13 protein-coding genes, 3 rRNA genes and 1 riboswitch are annotated in these 19,060 nt (G+C 64.9%); of the genes, 3 read left to right on the top strand and 13 right to left on the bottom strand.

The genetic code is table 11. From position 1 onward, the window contains the following. Window positions 1-103: 103 nt before the first annotated feature. Window positions 104-200, bottom strand: a riboswitch (glycine riboswitch). Between the two features lie 114 nt (window positions 201-314). After that, a complete protein-coding gene (locus OHT76_RS07230) occupies window positions 315-692 on the top strand; it encodes a PRC-barrel domain-containing protein (RefSeq protein ID WP_328869920.1) in 378 nt (125 codons plus the stop codon). A 255-nt stretch (window positions 693-947) separates the two neighbouring features. Here the strand turns inward: OHT76_RS07230 and OHT76_RS07235 are convergent, their stop codons facing one another. From OHT76_RS07235 to OHT76_RS07295, 13 genes are all read right to left on the bottom strand, one after another. Then, a complete protein-coding gene (locus tag OHT76_RS07235; protein ID WP_328869921.1) occupies window positions 948-2,318 on the bottom strand; it encodes a DNA polymerase IV in 1,371 nt (456 codons plus the stop codon). A 69-nt stretch (window positions 2,319-2,387) separates the two neighbouring features. After that, window positions 2,388-3,032, bottom strand: a complete 645-nt coding sequence (locus tag OHT76_RS07240; RefSeq protein ID WP_328869922.1) for a MerR family transcriptional regulator — start codon at window positions 3,030-3,032, stop codon at window positions 2,388-2,390. A 206-nt stretch (window positions 3,033-3,238) separates the two neighbouring features. After that, window positions 3,239-3,712: a bifunctional nuclease family protein gene (locus OHT76_RS07245; protein WP_004002801.1), complete on the bottom strand. Its 474-nt coding sequence runs from the start codon at window positions 3,710-3,712 to the stop codon at window positions 3,239-3,241. A 108-nt stretch (window positions 3,713-3,820) separates the two neighbouring features. Continuing rightward, the gene (gene ftsR / locus OHT76_RS07250; RefSeq protein WP_328869923.1) at window positions 3,821-4,558 is read right to left on the bottom strand and encodes a transcriptional regulator FtsR; all 738 of its coding nucleotides are present in this window, start codon (window positions 4,556-4,558) and stop codon (window positions 3,821-3,823) included. Window positions 4,559-4,578: 20 nt separating this feature from the next. Continuing rightward, window positions 4,579-5,538 (bottom strand): FHA domain-containing protein, encoded by a 960-nt coding sequence (locus OHT76_RS07255; protein ID WP_328869924.1) that lies wholly within the window; start codon window positions 5,536-5,538, stop codon window positions 4,579-4,581. A gap of 61 nt (window positions 5,539-5,599) precedes the next feature. Further along, window positions 5,600-6,433 (bottom strand): DUF881 domain-containing protein, encoded by an 834-nt coding sequence (locus OHT76_RS07260; RefSeq protein WP_328869925.1) that lies wholly within the window; start codon window positions 6,431-6,433, stop codon window positions 5,600-5,602. Between the two features lie 5 nt (window positions 6,434-6,438). Continuing rightward, complete coding sequence (locus tag OHT76_RS07265) at window positions 6,439-6,771, bottom strand: small basic family protein (protein ID WP_003988855.1); 333 nt, start codon at window positions 6,769-6,771, stop codon at window positions 6,439-6,441. Continuing rightward, window positions 6,768-7,679 carry a DUF881 domain-containing protein gene (locus OHT76_RS07270; protein WP_328869926.1) on the bottom strand — a complete coding sequence of 304 codons (912 nt, stop codon included), beginning with the start codon at window positions 7,677-7,679 and terminating at the stop codon, window positions 6,768-6,770. Before OHT76_RS07270 ends, OHT76_RS07265 begins: the two co-directional genes overlap by 4 nt. A 98-nt stretch (window positions 7,680-7,777) precedes the next feature. After that, complete coding sequence (locus tag OHT76_RS07275) at window positions 7,778-10,273, bottom strand: mannose-1-phosphate guanyltransferase (RefSeq protein WP_328869927.1); 2,496 nt, start codon at window positions 10,271-10,273, stop codon at window positions 7,778-7,780. Between the two features lie 114 nt (window positions 10,274-10,387). After that, window positions 10,388-10,996, bottom strand: a complete 609-nt coding sequence (locus tag OHT76_RS07280; RefSeq protein ID WP_328869928.1) for a CDP-alcohol phosphatidyltransferase family protein — start codon at window positions 10,994-10,996, stop codon at window positions 10,388-10,390. Window positions 10,997-11,105: 109 nt separating this feature from the next. Then, window positions 11,106-11,222, bottom strand: a 5S ribosomal RNA gene (rrf, locus tag OHT76_RS07285). A gap of 84 nt (window positions 11,223-11,306) precedes the next feature. Then, window positions 11,307-14,429, bottom strand: a 23S ribosomal RNA gene (locus tag OHT76_RS07290). A 306-nt stretch (window positions 14,430-14,735) separates the two neighbouring features. Beyond that, window positions 14,736-16,261, bottom strand: a 16S ribosomal RNA gene (locus tag OHT76_RS07295). The 16S, 23S and 5S rRNA genes sit together here, the layout of an rRNA operon. A 553-nt stretch (window positions 16,262-16,814) precedes the next feature. Between OHT76_RS07295 and OHT76_RS07300 the strand changes: the two genes are divergently transcribed. Together OHT76_RS07300 and ptsP are read left to right on the top strand one after the other, a co-directional pair. Then, window positions 16,815-17,264 (top strand): PTS sugar transporter subunit IIA, encoded by a 450-nt coding sequence (locus OHT76_RS07300; RefSeq protein ID WP_328869929.1) that lies wholly within the window; start codon window positions 16,815-16,817, stop codon window positions 17,262-17,264. A 79-nt stretch (window positions 17,265-17,343) separates the two neighbouring features. Beyond that, entirely contained in the window at window positions 17,344-19,014 is a 1,671-nt protein-coding gene (ptsP, locus tag OHT76_RS07305; RefSeq protein ID WP_328869930.1) for a phosphoenolpyruvate--protein phosphotransferase, read from the top strand. Window positions 19,015-19,060 lie beyond the last annotated feature (46 nt).

A 19,060-nucleotide genomic window follows, 5' to 3' on the forward strand; every position in this document is an offset into this window, starting at 1 on the left:
TGTCATCTCAACCTGAGAGCTTCACCGGACGCCCGAGGGCACCCGGCTTTCACCGTCGGTGAGAGCGGAAGCCGTGGACATCCGCTCTGCTTTCCAGAGTGACCTCGTCCGTGCGGTACGTGGGCCTGAGAGATTCCGGGGAGGATTTGCTCCTTCGGCGCCTCCGGATGGTGTTCGGAGGACTCTCCCGCACGGGGTCAACAGCCGCCTGAAAGCCTACCAGCGAGGTCAACGCCCAGGCGTTCGAGTGGCCGCTTGCCCCAATGTGCTCTTTCGTAGTGCTTACGGATGAGTTGCGACCAAGTGGAGGGCCCGTGCAGACCGACATCGATCCGCGCAACCTGATCGGCCGCAAGGCGTTCGACCGTAACGGTACGAAGATCGGCACGATCGACGAGGTCTACCTCGACGACGCGACCGGCGTACCGGAGTGGGCAGCCATACGCACCGGCCTGTTCAGCAGAGACGCGTTCGTCCCCCTGGAGCCCAGCGAACTCGTGGAAGGCACCCTGCACGTCCCCTTCGACCGCTCCCTGATCAAGGACGCCCCCGACTTCGGAGTAGGCCGCCACCTCTCCCCCGAACAAGAACTCCAGCTCTACCACCACTACGGCCTGGACATCACCGCAACACCCCCACCCCCAGACCACGACTTCGGCAACTTGGCAGGCACGGAGGACGCGGACACCTGATCGAGTGCCACCCCTGAAACGGCCGCCGCCCTAAACCCACGCAGCTGCGGGCAGTCGTACCGCCGGAACCGGCGCCCTACCCACCCAGCAGCGGGCAGTCGTGCCACCGGAACGGCGCGCAGCGAGGCAGCGGCTGCAGCCCACCTGCCGCCGCTGCGGGCAGTCGTGCCGCTGGGGCGGCACCCGCTGCCAAAGAGAGCGGCACCCCGCAAGCGCGGGCGAGCGAAACCCACCCGACGCCAGCCCGGGCAACGGTCACGCCCGAACCCCGTCCACAGAAGCCCCAGGTCTTCGCGGCACCAGCGGCAACGGCTCCGCCACCGACAACTCAGGATCGTCCACCAAAAACGTCCGCACCCGCCCCGGCCCAGAATCCGGCGTCTCGAACCGCACAGTCACCCGCCCCACCCCACTCCCCTGCACCCACCCATGCCCGAACTCGGCATGCCGCACATCATGCCCCGCAGCCCACCGCCGCTCCCCAGGCAACACAACCTCCCGACCAGCAGCCTCAACCTCCCCCTCCTCCCCCACGTCATCCGCCACCCCCTCCCCCGCGGCCTGCGCGAAAAGATCCTCCTGCGTGAAGTCGGCAAGCCCACTGACCCCCACCCCCAGCAACCGCACACCCCCGGTCGTGTCCACCGACTCCAACAACCGAGCCGCAGCCTCCCGCACGACCGCCGGATCATCCGTAGGCCCACGCAACGTCTCGGACCGAGTCAGCGTGGAAAAGTCGTACCGCCGCACCTTCAACACGATCGTCCGCCCGGACAACCCGGCCCCCCGCAGCCGCCGCACGCACCGATCCGCCAGCCGCGCCACCTCAAGCCCGACCCGCACCCGATCATGGATGTCGACGTCGTACGTGTCCTCCACGGACACCGACTTCGTCTCCCGCTCGGCCACAACGGGCCGCTCGTCCCGCGCCAGCGCCATGGCGTACAGCGCATGCCCATGCGCCTTGCCCAGCAGCCGCACGAGCTCGTCCTCCCCCGCCTCGGCCAGCTCATCGACCGTATGGATCCCGGCCCGCCGCAGATGGTCCCCCGTAGCCGGCCCGACCCCCGGCAGGGTCCGCACCGACAGCGGCCCGAGCAACGCCCGCTCGGTCCCCGGCTCGATCAGCACAAGACCGTCCGGCTTGGCCTGCTCCGAGGCGATCTTCGCCAGCATCTTGGACGCCGCGAGCCCCACCGACCCCGTCAGCCCCGTGACCGCCCGTATGTCGGCGCGCAGCTTCACCCCCGCCAGCCTCGCCGACTCCGCGTCCCAGGCCGTACCCCCGGCCTCCAGGTCCACGAAGGCCTCGTCCAGGCTGAGCGGCTCCACCAACGGCGACAGCGCCCCCAGCAGCTCCATGACCTGCTCACTGATCGAACGGTAGAAGCTGAAGCGCGGCACGAGATACGCGGCGTTCGGCGCGAGCCGCCGGGCTTGCGCCATGGGCATGGCCGAATGAACACCAAATACCCGTGCCTCGTACGAACACGTCGCCACCACACCACGAGGCCCGAGCCCGCCCACGATGACGGCCTTCCCGCGCAGACTCGGCTTAGACGCCTGCTCCGCCGAAGCGAAGAAGGCATCCATGTCGAGATGCAGGATCGTGGGCGCGTTTCTCACATATCCGATGCTGCCCTACGCCACTGACAATGCCCCCGAGCCGACCCCGCGCACGGCCCCGACCGGGCCTCAGACCGCCCGGTTCCGCCGCCGCGCCAGCTCGTCCGCCGGGTTGTGGCCGACCAACGTCTCCCCGGTGTCGATCCGCTCCCCGTGCAGCTGGGACAGCGCGCTCTCCACGTCCCGCCACACCACACCGACGGCGATCCCGAAGACGCCCTGCCCGCCCTGGAGCAGCGCATGGACCTCGTCCGGCGAGGTGCACTCGTAGACCGTGGCACCGTCGCTCATCAGCGTCATGCGCTCCAGGTCCCGAAACCCTCGCTCCCGCAGATGCTGCACCGTGGTACGGATGTTCTGCAGCGAGACACCGGTGTCCAGGAACCGCTTGACGATCTTCAGGACGACGACGTCCCGGAAGCTGTACAGCCGCTGCGTCCCCGAACCGTAGGCAGGGCGCACACTCGGCTCGACGAGCCCGGTGCGCGCCCAGTAGTCCAGTTGCCGATAGGTGATGCCGGCGGCCGCGCAGGCCGTAGGCCCGCGATAGCCGATCTCCTCGGACGCCATGGGCGCCACCCCTCCGCCGCTCGGCACGGCCGCCGGTCGCTGCGGAGCGTGGTCGGCCGCGCTGCCGTGAAGCGGGTACGGACCGCTCGCCCCGAGACCGCGTCCGGGGGCACCCCCAGCCGTACCGTCGCCGCTGCTTCTCACGCCGACCTCCGTCCTTGACCTGCCTTCTCGACGGTAGGCAGTCACCAGGGGTGCGTCAACGATCGCCACACTCGGCACGCCGAGTGATAATCACCCTAGGAGTGGTTTCCCGCACCCCACCGCGGGGAAAGGCTAGCCGAATGCGCTGGGAGCAGGCCGCAGGACGCTCTCACTCGCCGCTGGCAATTGCCGAGGCCCGAGCCGTCTCACTGGCTGCTGGTGCCGAAGTCCTCGGGCGAGATCTGGTCGAGGAACTCGCGGAACTTCTCCACCTCGTCCTCCTGCTCGTCCGGAATCGCGATGCCCGCGTCGTCGAGCACGCCGTCGCTGCCGTAGATCGGCGTTCCGGTGCGCAGGGCCAGCGCTATGGCATCGGACGGGCGGGCGCTCACCTCGACCCCGCTGGCGAAGACCAGCTCCGCGTAGAAGACGCCTTCACGCAGGTCCGTGATGCGCACTTCGGTGAGCTCCTGGCCGACGGCCTCCAGCACGTCCTTGAACAGGTCGTGGGTCAGCGGTCGCGCGGGGGCCATGCCCTGCTGAGCGAAGGCAATGGCCGTCGCCTCCCCCGGGCCGATCCAGATGGGGAGGTAACGGTCGCCTCCCACTTCGCGCAGGAGCACGATCGGTTGGTTGGAGGGCATTTCGACCCGGACACCTACGACATCGAGCTCGTTCACACAGCAACCCTAGGCCGTGCCCGGGACGTTTGGGTAGTCGGGCAGGAAACGGGCGGCCGATCCGGCCTTCCGAGGCCCTCCGGCCCCGCTCCCGGCCCCGGCCCCGGCTCAGGGCAGCCGTACTCCGAGCGCGGTCTTCACGAGCGCGGCGTGCAGTTTCACCGTGAGCCCCGCCAGCTCCTTGGTACGGGCCTCGGCATGCGCCCTGGTCTGCGGGTTGCGGTGGCGCCTGAGCGGTGCCACGACCTGGTCCACGAGCCCGGCCTCACGGTCCGCTGCGGCCTTCATCACCCGCAGGTGCCGCGGTTCGATCCCGAACCGCCCCAGCTCGGCGACGAGCGAGGCCACAGTGACCGCCTCGGCGTCATACGCCCCGTCCGGCAGCGGAGCGATCAGCCCGTACGACTCCCACTCCTCAAGGTCCCGCTCGCCGATCTCGGCGGCGGCCAGCAGCTCGCTCCGCCCGATCCGAGCAGCCGTGGGAGCCTCGGAGAATTCCGCTACGGCCTCCCCGTCGCGCTGTCGGCCCACGGTGGGCAGGGGTACGGCCTCGCCCCGCTCCATGGCGTCGAGGTGCTCCCGGATCACCTTCAGGGGCAAATAGTGGTCCCGCTGCATCCTCAGGACATGGCCGAGTCGCTCGACGTCGTCCGCGCTGAACTTGCGGTACCCCGACGGGGTCCGCTGCGGCTCGACGAGGCCCTCGGACTCCAGGAAACGGATCTTGGAGATGGTGACTTCGGGGAACTCGTCGCGCAGCACGGTCAGCACCGTGCCGATGCTCATCAGCCCACTGTCCGTGGCGGCGGTGCCGTGTCCGGCACCGCCGCTCGGTGTTTGAAGCATGGACCTTCTCCGGGGGAGGGTCAGTAGCCTCGCTGGCTCGCGTAGAAGACCAGCCGGTACTTGCCGATCTGCACCTCGTCGCCGTTCGACAGAGCGACCTGGTCGATGCGCTCGCGGTTGACGTACGTACCGTTCAGGCTGCCCACGTCGGCCACCGTGAACGAGCCGTCCTGGCTGCGGCGGAACTCCACATGCCGGCGCGAGACGGTGACGTCGTCCAGGAAGATGTCGCTCTGCGGGTGACGGCCGGCGGTGGTCAGGTCACCGTCCAGCAGGAAGCGGCTGCCCGAGTTCGGCCCACGGCGCACCACCAGGAGCGCGGAGCCGAGCGGCAGCGCCTCGACGGCGGCCTGCGCCTCGGGGGACAGCGCCGGCATCTGCGTCTGACCGGTGGCCTCGGCGTCGTAGGCCTCAAGACCGGAGATGGAGATCGTGGACGTGGTCTCGGACGGACGCTCGGGAACGGCACCCGCCCGCAGCGGAGCACCGCAGTTGGAACAGAAGCGACTGTTCTCCGCGTTGCGGTTACCGCACCTCGTGCACACCAGGGCCGACATGGACGGATCCTCCTGCCGCGGCTGCCCCGACGGGGCATTGGACGCGTACGGGTCGGCGGAGAACCCTCCACCCGTACTTGAGGTTGACGGTTGCCCGAAACCTATGCCTCCGGACTGGGCAGGGTCAACAGACGGCGCGCCCTGACCTCCGGAAATGTCACCGCCCGGACCACCCACCTGGTCACGGAACAACGGCCGCTGGCCCTCTGCGTCAGGCTGCGCGCGGTGCCGGGCGGTGGCATTTTCGTTGCCCTGCCGCGCGCTCTTGCCGAACAACTTCGCAAACAACTTCACGGGCGATTCCCCTTGACTGAAACAGACCCGCCCGTGGGGCAGGACGAACCCTGACTGCACACTCCGGCCGACCCGGACATCCTCACAACGTCCGTATCCACCAGACAGTTTCCACCACGCACCACCCATTCGGTGCGCCGACCCCCCGCAACCTCATGCCCTCGCCGGACGTCCCCCATGCACCCCCGATTCACCGCGAGGACGACCGAGCGTAGTCAGGCTGCTCCGCGGCTCGCAAGGCGTCCACAACGATCTTGTCCGACCGCTCGACGGTGACGGTGGCCTGCTCCTTCTCAAGAGTCTGCACCACGCCTCCAGGGATGTTGAGCGCCGGTTCGAGGTCCTGCGGCTTGCCGATGACCTTGAAACGATAGGGCGCGTTGATCTTGTTCCCGTCGACGCTCACGGAGTTCCCCGAATCCGTCAGATAGGTACCTGCCACCACGCGTACCCCGTTCACCTGGATTGCCTCCGCCCCGGCCGCACGCAACTCCTGAATGGCGTCGAGCAGCATGTCCGCTTCGACCGTCCCCTTCGTGTCGTCGATGGTCACCGTGATGCCGGGTCCCTGTGCGGCCACCGTGCCCGCCAGGATGCCGAGTTGCCGCTCCTTCTCGACCGTCTGCTTTCGAGCCTCCTCGGCCTGGTTCGAGCTGTTCTCCAGCTCGTCCCGCTGCTTCTCGAGTCCCTGCTTCTCGTCCTCAAGACGCTGTGTACGGTCATCCAGTTCATCGAGGATCCGGACAAGATCCTCCTGACGCGCGCCGCGCAGGGCGTCGTCCCCGTCGCTGTTGGAGGCGACCTGCACGGCCAGGCCGAAGCCGAGGCCGAACAGCAGCAGGGCGACGATCAGTTGGGCCCGGGTGACACGCGGCGGCCACAGCCCCTTGACGAGCCGCTGCCGACCGGTGAGCACCGGCTGGGGCTCCGGCTCTTCCCCAGCTGCCTCGGCAGCCGCGGGCGGGACCTCGTCGGGCAGTTCCTTGCGCAGCCTGTTCTCGGCCGTCTCGTCCTGGTTACTCATCGGCCTCACGCCCGGAACACATGCCGACGGATCGCCGCGGCGTTCGAGAAGATGCGGATGCCGAGGACCACGACGACACCGGTGGACAACTGCGCCCCCACGCCCAGCTTGTCGCCCAGGAACACGATCAGCGCGGCGACGACCACATTGGACAGGAACGACACCACGAAGACCTTGTCGTCGAAGATGCCGTCGAGCATGGCCCGCAGACCACCGAAGACGGCATCCAGCGCCGCCACGACGGCGATCGGCAGATAAGGCTCGACGACCGCCGGAACCTCAGGCCGGACCAACAGGCCGGCCACGACTCCCACGACGAGGCCCAGTACGGCGATCACGATGTGCCCTTCTCGGTTTTCTCGGTGCTCGGCTGTGCTGTTCGTACGGTCACACTGGGTGCTGCGGGCAGCCGGAGTTCCCCCTCCGTGGAGATGGCGGTCCGGATGCCGAAGTTCTCCTGCAAGGCATGCAGATACAGCCCGTCGGCACTGTCCTGGAACCTGGTGCTCAGCCGCTCCCCGTCCCCCACCGCGAGCACCGTGTACGGCGGTACCAGCGGCTTGTTGTCGACCAGTATCGCGTCACCCGCGGCCCTGATCGCGGACAGCGCCGTCAGCCGCTGCCCATTGATGGAGATCGCCTCGGCCCCCGACTCCCACAGCCCATTGACCACACGCTGCATGTCCCGGTCGCGCACCCGCCCGGTGTCGGAGAACCCGGACGTCTCGCGCGGGTCCCCGTCACCACCCCCGGTGGCTTCCTTGGCATCGTTCACCACCAGTTTCACGCCAGGACCGTGTACCTCGACGGCCCCGGAGAGGATGCCCACGAGCTCGGCCTGCTCGCTGCCGCCGCTCTCCTTGAGCGCCTCGCGCTGGCGCGCGCTCACATCGTCACGCAGCTCGTCGACACTGTCCTCAAGCTTGTCCGCGGCCTCGGTCTCCTGATCGATCCGGTCGATCAGCTCCTCGCGCTCCTTCGCTACGACGGGGGCCGCGACCCTCGCCTGGGCCGCACCGACCGTGACGACGAGGGCAGCCAGCACCAGTCCGGCCGCGAGCCCGAGCTTCGCCCTGAGGGTCTTGGGGAGACCACCGTCCGCCGCCTTCTTCCGGGCCGCCGCCTCGGCGTATCCGTCGTCGAGGCTGTGATCCATGACGTTGGTGAGCAGCGACATGGATGCATCCGGGCGCGAGGGGCGCGTAGGAGTGCTCCGAACGGGGGGCTGCTGCGGCATGCCGCACATCGTCGCACGTCGCGCCCGGTACCTCCGAATGGCCCCACCGGCGTGCCGGACAGGCCCCCTTGGGGACACTTGTCCGGCACGCGCGCGTGCTGGGGATTTCAGCGCCCTGCGCTGTCCACCACTGCCGACCACTCGTCGAGCAGGGCCTGGGCCGAGGCGTCATCGGGCCCCTCCGCCCACAGATGGGTGACGGCCTCGGCCGGGTCCGGCAGCACCATCACCCAACGCCCATCGGTCTCCACCACCCGCACACCGTCCGTGGTGTCCACGAAACGGTCGCCGGCAGCCTCCACGACCCGCCGCATCACGAGCCCCTTGACCGCCCAGGGTGTCGCCAGGTCCCGCTTGAGGACATGCGCCCGCGGAATCCGCGCGTCGATCTGGCTGAGGGTGAGCTGCGTCCGGGCGACAAGACCGATCAGCCGTACAAAGGCGGCCGAACCGTCGAAGACACCGCTGAACTCCGGGACGATGAACCCGCCCTTGCCGTCACCGCCGAAGATCGTGGTGTCGTCCCGCCCGACCCGCGTCAGGTCGTCGGGCGAGGTCGTCGTCCACTCCACCTGCGTCCCGTGGTACGCCGCCACCTGCTCGGCGATCCGGGTGGTGGTCACCGGCAGAGCCACCCGCCCACTGCGTCGCTCCGCGGCCACCAGGTCGAGCATCACAAGCAGCGCACGGTCGTCCTCGACGATCCGCCCCTTCTCGTCGACCAGGGACAGCCGCTCACCGACGGGATCGAACCGCACCCCGAACGCGGCCCGCGCGGAGGCCACGATCTCCCCCAGCCGCACCAGCCCCGAACGCCGAGCATCCGCCGTCTCGGTGGGCCTGGACTCGTCCAGACCGGGATTGATGGTCAGCGAGTCCACACCGAGCTTGCCGAGCAGGCTGGGCAGCACCAGGCCTGCACTTCCGTTGGACGCGTCCACGACGACCTTGAGCCCGGACTCGGCGATCCCGGTCGTGTCCACGTTCCGCAGCAGCGATCCCGTGTACGAGTCGAACACGCTGGCCGGGAAGTGCAGGTCCCCGATCTCACCGGGGAACGCCCGCCGGTACTCCTGGCGCGCGAACACCCGGTCCAGCTTGCGCTGGCTGCCTTGCGACAGATCGGCACCCCGACCGTCGAAGAACATGATGTCCACGGAATCCGGCACACCGGGCGTCGTCCGGATCATGATCCCGCCGGCGCTACCACGAGCGGTCTGCTGCCGAGCGACGGGCAGCGGTACGTTCTCCAGGTCGCGTACGTCGATGGCGCTCGCCTGGAGCGCCGAGATCACCGCCCGCTTCAACGCCCGAGCACCACGGGAGTGGTCACGGGCGGTAGTGACGGTCGACCCCTTCTTGAGGGTCGTCGCATAGGCGCCGGCGAGACGCACGGCCAGCTCCGGCGTGATCTCGACATTCAGGATTCCCGAGACCCCACGGGCCCCAAAGAGATGTGCCTGTCCCCTGGACTCCCAGATCACCGACGTATTGACGAAGGCGCCGGCCTCAATGATCTTGAACGGGTAGACCCGCACATTGCCCTGAATGATCGACTCTTCACCGACGAGGCACTCGTCGCCGATGACAGCACCGTCCTCGATTCGAGCCGCACGCATGATGTCGGTGTTCTTGCCGACGACACAGCCCCGAAGGTTGCTGTGCTGCCCGACATACACGTTGTCGTGCACGACGGCCTTGTGCAGAAAGGCCCCGCTTTTCACGACGACGTTCGAGCCGATCACGGTGTGCTCGCGGATTTCGGCACCGGCCTCGACCTTGGCGTAGTCCCCGATGTAGAGCGGACCACGGAGAACAGCGTCGGAATGCACCTCCGCGCCCTCGGCCACCCACACGCCCGGCGAGATCTCGAACCCGTCGAGCTCGACGTCGACCTTGCCCTCCAGGACGTCGGCCTGCGCCTTCACATAGCTCTCGTGGGTGCCGACATCCTCCCAGTAGCCCTCCGCGACATACCCGTAGATCGGCTTGCCCTCCTTCATCAACTGAGGGAAGACATCGCCGGACCAGTCGACGGGCACATCGGCCTCGACATAGTCGAAGACCTCGGGCTCCATGACGTAGATACCGGTGTTCACCGTGTCCGAGAAGACCTGGCCCCAGGTCGGCTTCTCGAGGAAACGCTCGACCTTGCCTTCCTCGTCGACGATGGTGATTCCGAATTCCAAAGGATTCGGCACACGCGTCAGACAGACAGTGACGAGCGCGCCCTTCTCCTTGTGGAAACGGATCAGGTCGGTGAGGTCGAAGTCGGTCAGGGCATCGCCGGAGATCACAAGGAAGGCATCGTCCTTCAACGCCTCCTCGGCGTTCTTGACGCTTCCGGCGGTACCGAGTGGCTTCTCCTCGTTGGCATAGCTGAGCTCCATTCCGAGCTCTTCACCGTCACCGAAGTAGTTCTTGACCAATGAGGCCAGGAACTGGACAGTTACGACGGTCTCGTTCAGCCCATGCCTTTTGAGCAGCCGCAGAACGTGCTCCATGATCGGCCGGTTGGCCACCGGCAGGAGCGGCTTGGGCATGCTTGAGGTCATGGGGCGAAGGCGTGTGCCTTCGCCTCCGGCCATCACGACGGCCTTCATGTCGGAAGCGTCCTCCTCGAAGAGACGACGGTCTAGCCGACTTCACCCGTCCAGATTGTCCCGCACTTTTCTGCAGCGGGCCATCGAGCCGCTGGATCGCATCAGGGGGCGAGTTCAATCGGCCATGGTGTCCGCACGGACCAAGCGGCGGACCTGTACCACGTAGAGGACTCCTGCCCACCAGTAGAGCGTTGTACCCCATCCGGCGAACGCCCATCCGAAAATAGCAGCAAGTGACGGGAGCCACCCGCTTCCGTCGCTGAGCAGGAGCAACGGGAAGGCATACATCAGGTTGAAAGTAGCCGCCTTCCCCAGGAAGTTCACCTGGGGCGGCGGATAGCCATGACGCCTGAGGATGCCCACCATCACCAGTAGAACCAGTTCTCGCGCAAGAAGTACGGCAGTCAACCAGATCGGAAGAATCTCGCGCCAGGTCAGTCCGACCAAAGTCGAGAGAATGTAGAGCCGGTCTGCAGCCGGGTCCAGGAGCCGGCCGAGGTTGCTGATCTGGTTCCAGCGCCGCGCGAGCTTGCCGTCCAGGTAGTCACTGATCCCGCTCAGCATCAGCACCAACAGGGCCCAGCCGTCGCTCTTCGGCCCTCCGAACTCCGGCCAGAGGATCAGCCACAGAAACACCGGCACACCAACGAGCCGAGCCATGCTGAGGATGTTGGGGATGGTGAGGACCCTGTCCGTCTGGACACGGGTCTCCTGGACCTCCACCCGGGGGCCTCCTGAGGGAAACGTGCGAACGATGCCCCCTGACCTTACCCCAACGCAAAAAAGCTCTGGCCCCTGGGCAGTATGCCCAAGAGCCAGAGCTGTAAAAGGAGTTCGGCGGCGTCCTACTCTCCCACAGGGTCCCCCCTGCAGTACCATCGGCGCTGTAAGGCTTAGCTTCCGGGTTCGGAATGTAACCGGGCGTTTCCCTCACGCTATGACCACCGAAACACTATGAAACTGACAACCGGGCCATGTGTGGCACATGGGGCTGTTCGTGGTTTCAGAACCAACACAGTGGACGCGAGCAACTGAGGACAAGCCCTCGGCCTATTAGTACCGGTCAACTCCACACGTTACCGTGCTTCCATATCCGGCCTATCAACCCAGTCGTCTACTGGGAGCCTTACCCTCTCAAGGAGGTGGGAATACTCATCTCGAAGCAGGCTTCCCGCTTAGATGCTTTCAGCGGTTATCCCTCCCGAACGTAGCCAACCAGCCATGCCCTTGGCAGGACAACTGGCACACCAGAGGTTCGTCCGTCCCGGTCCTCTCGTACTAGGGACAGCCCTTCTCAATATTCCTACGCGCACAGCGGATAGGGACCGAACTGTCTCACGACGTTCTAAACCCAGCTCGCGTACCGCTTTAATGGGCGAACAGCCCAACCCTTGGGACCGACTCCAGCCCCAGGATGCGACGAGCCGACATCGAGGTGCCAAACCATCCCGTCGATATGGACTCTTGGGGAAGATCAGCCTGTTATCCCCGGGGTACCTTTTATCCGTTGAGCGACGGCGCTTCCACAAGCCACCGCCGGATCACTAGTCCCGACTTTCGTCCCTGCTCGACCCGTCGGTCTCACAGTCAAGCTCCCTTGTGCACTTACACTCAACACCTGATTGCCAACCAGGCTGAGGGAACCTTTGGGCGCCTCCGTTACTCTTTAGGAGGCAACCGCCCCAGTTAAACTACCCATCAGACACTGTCCCTGATCCGGATCACGGACCCAGGTTAGACATCCAGCACGACCAGACTGGTATTTCAACGACGACTCCCCCTGAACTGGCGTCCAGAGTTCACAGTCTCCCAGCTATCCTACACAAGCCGAACCGAACACCAATATCAAACTGTAGTAAAGGTCCCGGGGTCTTTCCGTCCTGCTGCGCGAAACGAGCATCTTTACTCGTAGTGCAATTTCACCGGGCCTATGGTTGAGACAGTCGAGAAGTCGTTACGCCATTCGTGCAGGTCGGAACTTACCCGACAAGGAATTTCGCTACCTTAGGATGGTTATAGTTACCACCGCCGTTTACTGGCGCTTAAGTTCTCAGCTTCGCCACCCCGAAGAGTGACTAACCGGTCCCCTTAACGTTCCAGCACCGGGCAGGCGTCAGTCCGTATACATCGCCTTACGGCTTCGCACGGACCTGTGTTTTTAGTAAACAGTCGCTTCTCGCTGGTCTCTGCGGCCACCCCCAGCTCGAGGAGCAAGTCCTCTCACCAGTGATGGCCCCCCTTCTCCCGAAGTTACGGGGGCATTTTGCCGAGTTCCTTAACCATAGTTCACCCGAACGCCTCGGTATTCTCTACCTGACCACCTGAGTCGGTTTAGGGTACGGGCCGCCATGAAACTCGCTAGAGGCTTTTCTCGACAGCATAGGATCATCCACTTCACCACAATCGGCTCGGCATCAGGTCTCAGCCTTGATGTGCGACGGATTTGCCTATCGCACGGCCTACACCCTTACCCCGGGACAACCACCGCCCGGGCTGGACTACCTTCCTGCGTCACCCCATCACTCACCTACTGCAAGTCTGGTCCGTCGGCTCCACCACTCCCCTTTGCCCGAAGGCTCCGGGGCGGCTTCACGGACTTAGCATCGCCTGGTTCAGTGTTTGACGCTTCACAGCGGGTACCGGAATATCAACCGGTTATCCATCGACTACGCCTGTCGGCCTCGCCTTAGGTCCCGACTTACCCTGGGCAGATCAGCTTGACCCAGGAACCCTTAGTCAATCGGCGCACACGTTTCTCACGTGTGTATCGCTACTCATGCCTGCATTCTCACTCGTGAACCGTCCACCACTGCCTTCCGGCGCGGCTTCACCCGGCACACGACGCTCCCCTACCCATCACAGCGGGCGTTGGCCCTATTGCTGCAATGACACGACTTCGGCGGTACGCTTGAGCCCCGCTACATTGTCGGCGCGGAATCACTAGACCAGTGAGCTATTACGCACTCTTTCAAGGGTGGCTGCTTCTAAGCCAACCTCCTGGTTGTCTGTGCGACTCCACATCCTTTCCCACTTAGCGTACGCTTAGGGGCCTTAGTCGATGCTCTGGGCTGTTTCCCTCTCGACCATGGAGCTTATCCCCCACAGTCTCACTGCCGCGCTCTCACTTACCGGCATTCGGAGTTTGGCTAAGGTCAGTAACCCGGTAGGGCCCATCGCCTATCCAGTGCTCTACCTCCGGCAAGAAACACGCGACGCTGCACCTAAATGCATTTCGGGGAGAACCAGCTATCACGGAGTTTGATTGGCCTTTCACCCCTAACCACAGGTCATCCCCCAGGTTTTCAACCCTGGTGGGTTCGGTCCTCCACGAAGTCTTACCTCCGCTTCAACCTGCCCATGGCTAGATCACTCCGCTTCGGGTCTTGAGCGCGCTACTATACCGCCCTATTCGGACTCGCTTTCGCTACGGCTTCCCCACACGGGTTAACCTCGCAACACACCGCAAACTCGCAGGCTCATTCTTCAAAAGGCACGCAGTCACGAGACACCAAGCAAGCTTGATGTCCGACGCTCCCACGGCTTGTAGGCACACGGTTTCAGGTACTATTTCACTCCGCTCCCGCGGTACTTTTCACCATTCCCTCACGGTACTATCCGCTATCGGTCACCAGGGAATATTTAGGCTTAGCGGGTGGTCCCGCCAGATTCACACGGGATTTCTCGGGCCCCGTGCTACTTGGGTGTCTCTCAAGCAAGCCGCTGATGTTTCGACTACGGGGGTCTTACCCTCTACGCCGGGCCTTTCGCATGCCCTTCGCCTACATCAACGGTTTCTGACTCGCCTCACAGCCGGCAGACTGTGAAAGAGAGATCCCACAACCCCCACGACGCAACCCCTGCCGGGTCTCACACGTCGTAGGTTTGGCCTCATCCGGTTTCGCTCGCCACTACTCCCGGAATCACGGTTGTTTTCTCTTCCTGCGGGTACTGAGATGTTTCACTTCCCCGCGTTCCCTCCACATACCCTATGTGTTCAGGTATGGGTGACAGCCCATGACGACTGCCGGGTTTCCCCATTCGGAAACCCCCGGATCAAAGCCTGGTTGACGACTCCCCGGGGACTATCGTGGCCTCCCACGTCCTTCATCGGTTCCTGGTGCCAAGGCATCCACCGTGCGCCCTTAAAAACTTGGCCACAGATGCTCGCGTCCACTGTGCAGTTCTCAAACAACGACCAGCCACCCGTCACAGCCTGAAGAATCAGACTTTTACCGGGGCCGGCGACTGAGGAAAAACCATTCCCTCAGACACCCAACAACGTGCCCGGCACACTCCCCGCTCCCCTCAACGTTCCACACTCTTGCGAGCAGTACTGGAAGGAGAAGACGATCAAGTGTGCCGAATAGTCAACGTTCCACCCATGAGCTAACCACCGTCGATCATTCGCCGACGTAGTGGCTCTGGACCACCAAGCAAGCTTGGCGGCCTAGATGCTCCTTAGAAAGGAGGTGATCCAGCCGCACCTTCCGGTACGGCTACCTTGTTACGACTTCGTCCCAATCGCCAGTCCCACCTTCGACAGCTCCCTCCCACAAGGGGTTGGGCCACCGGCTTCGGGTGTTACCGACTTTCGTGACGTGACGGGCGGTGTGTACAAGGCCCGGGAACGTATTCACCGCAGCAATGCTGATCTGCGATTACTAGCAACTCCGACTTCATGGGGTCGAGTTGCAGACCCCAATCCGAACTGAGACCGGCTTTTTGAGATTCGCTCTACCTCACGGTTTCGCAGCTCATTGTACCGGCCATTGTAGCACGTGTGCAGCCCAAGACATAAGGGGCATGATGACTTGACGTCGTCCCCACCTTCCTCCGAGTTGACCCCGGCGGTCTCCTGTGAGTCCCCATCACCCCGAAGGGCATGCTGGCAACACAGGACAAGGGTTGCGCTCGTTGCGGGACTTAACCCAACATCTCACGACACGAGCTGACGACAGCCATGCACCACCTGTACACCGACCACAAGGGGGGCACTATCTCTAATGCTTTCCGGTGTATGTCAAGCCTTGGTAAGGTTCTTCGCGTTGCGTCGAATTAAGCCACATGCTCCGCTGCTTGTGCGGGCCCCCGTCAATTCCTTTGAGTTTTAGCCTTGCGGCCGTACTCCCCAGGCGGGGAACTTAATGCGTTAGCTGCGGCACCGACGACGTGGAATGTCGCCAACACCTAGTTCCCACCGTTTACGGCGTGGACTACCAGGGTATCTAATCCTGTTCGCTCCCCACGCTTTCGCTCCTCAGCGTCAGTAATGGCCCAGAGATCCGCCTTCGCCACCGGTGTTCCTCCTGATATCTGCGCATTTCACCGCTACACCAGGAATTCCGATCTCCCCTACCACACTCTAGCTAGCCCGTATCGACTGCAGACCCGGGGTTAAGCCCCGGGCTTTCACAATCGACGTGACAAGCCGCCTACGAGCTCTTTACGCCCAATAATTCCGGACAACGCTTGCGCCCTACGTATTACCGCGGCTGCTGGCACGTAGTTAGCCGGCGCTTCTTCTGCAGGTACCGTCACTTTCGCTTCTTCCCTGCTGAAAGAGGTTTACAACCCGAAGGCCGTCATCCCTCACGCGGCGTCGCTGCATCAGGCTTTCGCCCATTGTGCAATATTCCCCACTGCTGCCTCCCGTAGGAGTCTGGGCCGTGTCTCAGTCCCAGTGTGGCCGGTCGCCCTCTCAGGCCGGCTACCCGTCGTCGCCTTGGTGAGCCATTACCTCACCAACAAGCTGATAGGCCGCGGGCTCATCCTTCACCGCCGGAGCTTTTAACCCCCGCCCATGCAGGCAGGAGTGTTATCCGGTATTAGACCCCGTTTCCAGGGCTTGTCCCAGAGTGAAGGGCAGATTGCCCACGTGTTACTCACCCGTTCGCCACTAATCCCCACCGAAGTGGTTCATCGTTCGACTTGCATGTGTTAAGCACGCCGCCAGCGTTCGTCCTGAGCCAGGATCAAACTCTCCGTGAATGTTTACCGGTAATCCGGTTGACACCACGAGAGCGGTGCGAGAGGAGGAATAATCCCCTCGCACACAGCGTCCTCGCTGTGTTATTTCAAAGGAACCTCGACCATCGGAGTATTCCGACGGACGGGGTATCAACATATCTGGCGTTGACTTTTGGCACGCTGTTGAGTTCTCAAGGAACGGTCGCTTCCTTTGTACTCACCCTCGCGGGCTTTCCTCCGGGCTTCCCTTCGGTGTTTCCAAACTCTATCAGGGTTTTTCCGACTCCCTGACCACTATCCTGCGGGCATGCAGAAAGTGACCCCGAGATAGGATCTGACAAGTTGGGTGCTGCCAGGCAAAGACGCTTGGTTCGCGTCGCTCAGCCTCAAGCAGGAGTACGACTGTACACGGGGCCGTGGAGCGGGTGCAAATCGTTTGGGGTTATGGTCTAGACCACCGGACGGCTCCTCTCAAACGGAACCCGTACTTCATATGACATACCCTGCTGAACAGTGCGCCGTCCGGTACAGGCAGTGACGGCCCATATGAATCTCCACCCCTGGGAGGCTTCCCATGACCACCGTGACGTCCCCGCTCGCAGGACGCGCCATCGGACTGGCGGCAGTGCCGGATCCAGTCTTCTCCGGGGCCATGGTCGGCCCGGGTACAGCGATCGACCCCGTCCGTGAGCCTTCCGAGGCCGTATCCCCCGTGGACGGAGTCATCGTTTCCCTTCACCCACACGCGTTCGTAGTAGTGGACGAGCAGGGCCACGGCGTTCTCACTCACCTGGGTATCGACACCGTGCAGCTCAACGGCGAAGGCTTCGAGCTGCTCGTGAACAAGGGCGACACCGTGACCCGCGGCCAGAGCGTGGTGCGCTGGGACCCGGCCGCCGTCGAGGCCGCCGGAAAGTCTCCGGTATGCCCGATCGTCGCCCTTGAGGCCACCGCCGAGGCCCTTGCCGATCTCCGTGACGAGGGCGATGTGAAGGCCGGCGACAGCCTCTTCCTCTGGAAGTGACGTCAGCGCCGTCCGGTGACGGCAAGTAGGGACAACCATCGCGGCGGCGGGACCCGCCGCACTAACGGAGACGGGTGAGATGGAGACAACGCTGCGAGGCGTCGGCGTGAGCCACGGTGTGGCGATCGGCGAGGTTCGGCACATGGGAACGGCGGTCCTGGAACCGCCGGCCAAGCAGATCCCGGCGGAGGAGGCGGAGCGTGAACAGGGGCGCGCCCGCAAGGCCGTGGAGGCTGTGGCAGCCGACCTGATTGCGCGCGGCAATCTGGCGGGGGGCGAAGCCCAGGCGGTACTCGAGGCCCAGGCCATGATGGCCCAGGATCCCGAACTGATGGCGGATGTGGATCGCCGTATCGCCGTCGGCAGCACGGCCGAGCGCGCGGTGTACGACGCATTCGCGGCGTACCGCGAGCTGCTGGCGAGCGCCGGTGAGTACCTCGCGGGACGCGTGGCCGATCTCGACGACGTGCGGAATCGTATCGTCGCGCGTCTGCTCGGGGTCCCGATGCCGGGTGTCCCGGACAGCGACGAGCCTTACGTCCTGGTGGCCCGTGACCTCGCGCCTGCCGACACGGCCCTGCTGGACCCGACGCTGGTGCTCGGCTTTGTCACCGAGGAAGGCGGGCCGACCAGCCACAGCGCGATCCTGGCGCGGGCTCTCGGTGTCCCGGCCGTTGTGGCGCTGCCCGGTGTCGGTGAGCTCGCCGAGGGCACGATGATCGCCGTCGACGGCAGCACCGGCGAGATCTTCGTGAACCCGAGCGAGGAGAAGAAGGGACAGCTGGAGGCCGCGGCCGCCGAGCGCAAGGCCGTGCTGGCGGCCTCGACCGGTCCCGGCGCCACTGCCGACGGTCACAAGGTGCCGCTGCTGGCCAACGTCGGTGGCCCGTCGGACGTGCCGGCCGCGGTCGAAGCCGGTGCCGAGGGCGTCGGTCTCTTCCGTACCGAGTTCCTCTTCCTCGACGACAGCAAGAACGCGCCGTCGGAGGAGAAGCAGGTCGAGGCCTACCGTCAGGTGCTCGAGGCCTTCCCCGAGGGCCGTGTCGTCGTGCGGGTGCTGGACGCGGGTGCGGACAAGCCGCTGGACTTCCTCACTCCGGCCGACGAGCCGAACCCGGCCCTGGGCGTGCGTGGGCTGCGGACGCTGCTCGACCACCCGGAGATCCTGCGCACCCAGCTGACCGCGCTCGCCAAGGCGGCCGAGGGTGTTCCGGCCTACCTCGAGGTCATGGCCCCGATGGTGGCCGACCGAGCCGACGCCAAGGCCTTCGCGGACGCCTGCCGGGCCGCCGGGCTTCAGGCGAAGTTCGGCGCGATGGTGGAGATTCCGTCGGCGGCGCTGCGGGCTCGCTCGATCCTTCAGGAGGTCGAGTTCCTGTCCCTGGGCACCAACGACCTCGCGCAGTACACGTTCGCCGCCGACCGTCAGGTGGGCGCGGTGTCCCGTCTGCAGGACCCGTGGCAGCCGGCACTGCTGGACCTGGTTGCGCTGTCCGCGGAGGCGGCGAAGGCCGAGGGCAAGAGCTGTGGTGTCTGCGGTGAGGCCGCGTCCGACCCGCTGCTCGCGTGTGTGCTGACCGGTCTGGGTGTCACCTCCCTTTCCATGGGTGCGGCGTCGATTCCCTATGTGCGGGCGACCCTCGCCAAGTACACGCTGGCGCAGTGCGAGCGTGCCGCGGCGGCCGCGCGGGCGGCGGACAGCGCCGAGGAAGCACGCAACGCTGCGCAGGCCGTACTGTCCGGCGAGTAGTCGGTCCCTGGGCGCTGTTCGCCCCGGTCTTGAGGGGCGCTCCACC

The sequence above is a fragment of the Streptomyces sp. NBC_00287 genome (assembly GCF_036173105.1).
GTDB lineage: Bacteria > Actinomycetota > Actinomycetes > Streptomycetales > Streptomycetaceae > Streptomyces.

Bases quoted from the DNA above. Each gene is read 5' to 3' on its own strand.
- ftsR (WP_328869923.1), bottom strand. From the start codon at position 4,558: ATGCTTCAAACACCGAGCGGCGGTGCCGGACACGGCACCGCCGCCACG.
- OHT76_RS07255 (WP_328869924.1), bottom strand. From the start codon at position 5,538: ATGGGTGGTGCGTGGTGGAAACTGTCTGGTGGATACGGACGTTGTGAG.
- OHT76_RS07260 (WP_328869925.1), bottom strand. From the start codon at position 6,433: ATGAGTAACCAGGACGAGACGGCCGAGAACAGGCTGCGCAAGGAACTG.
- OHT76_RS07270 (WP_328869926.1), bottom strand. From the start codon at position 7,679: ATGTGCGGCATGCCGCAGCAGCCCCCCGTTCGGAGCACTCCTACGCGC.
- OHT76_RS07275 (WP_328869927.1), bottom strand. From the start codon at position 10,273: ATGAAGGCCGTCGTGATGGCCGGAGGCGAAGGCACACGCCTTCGCCCC.
- OHT76_RS07300 (WP_328869929.1), top strand. From the start codon at position 16,815: ATGACCACCGTGACGTCCCCGCTCGCAGGACGCGCCATCGGACTGGCG.
- ptsP (WP_328869930.1), top strand. From the start codon at position 17,344: ATGGAGACAACGCTGCGAGGCGTCGGCGTGAGCCACGGTGTGGCGATC.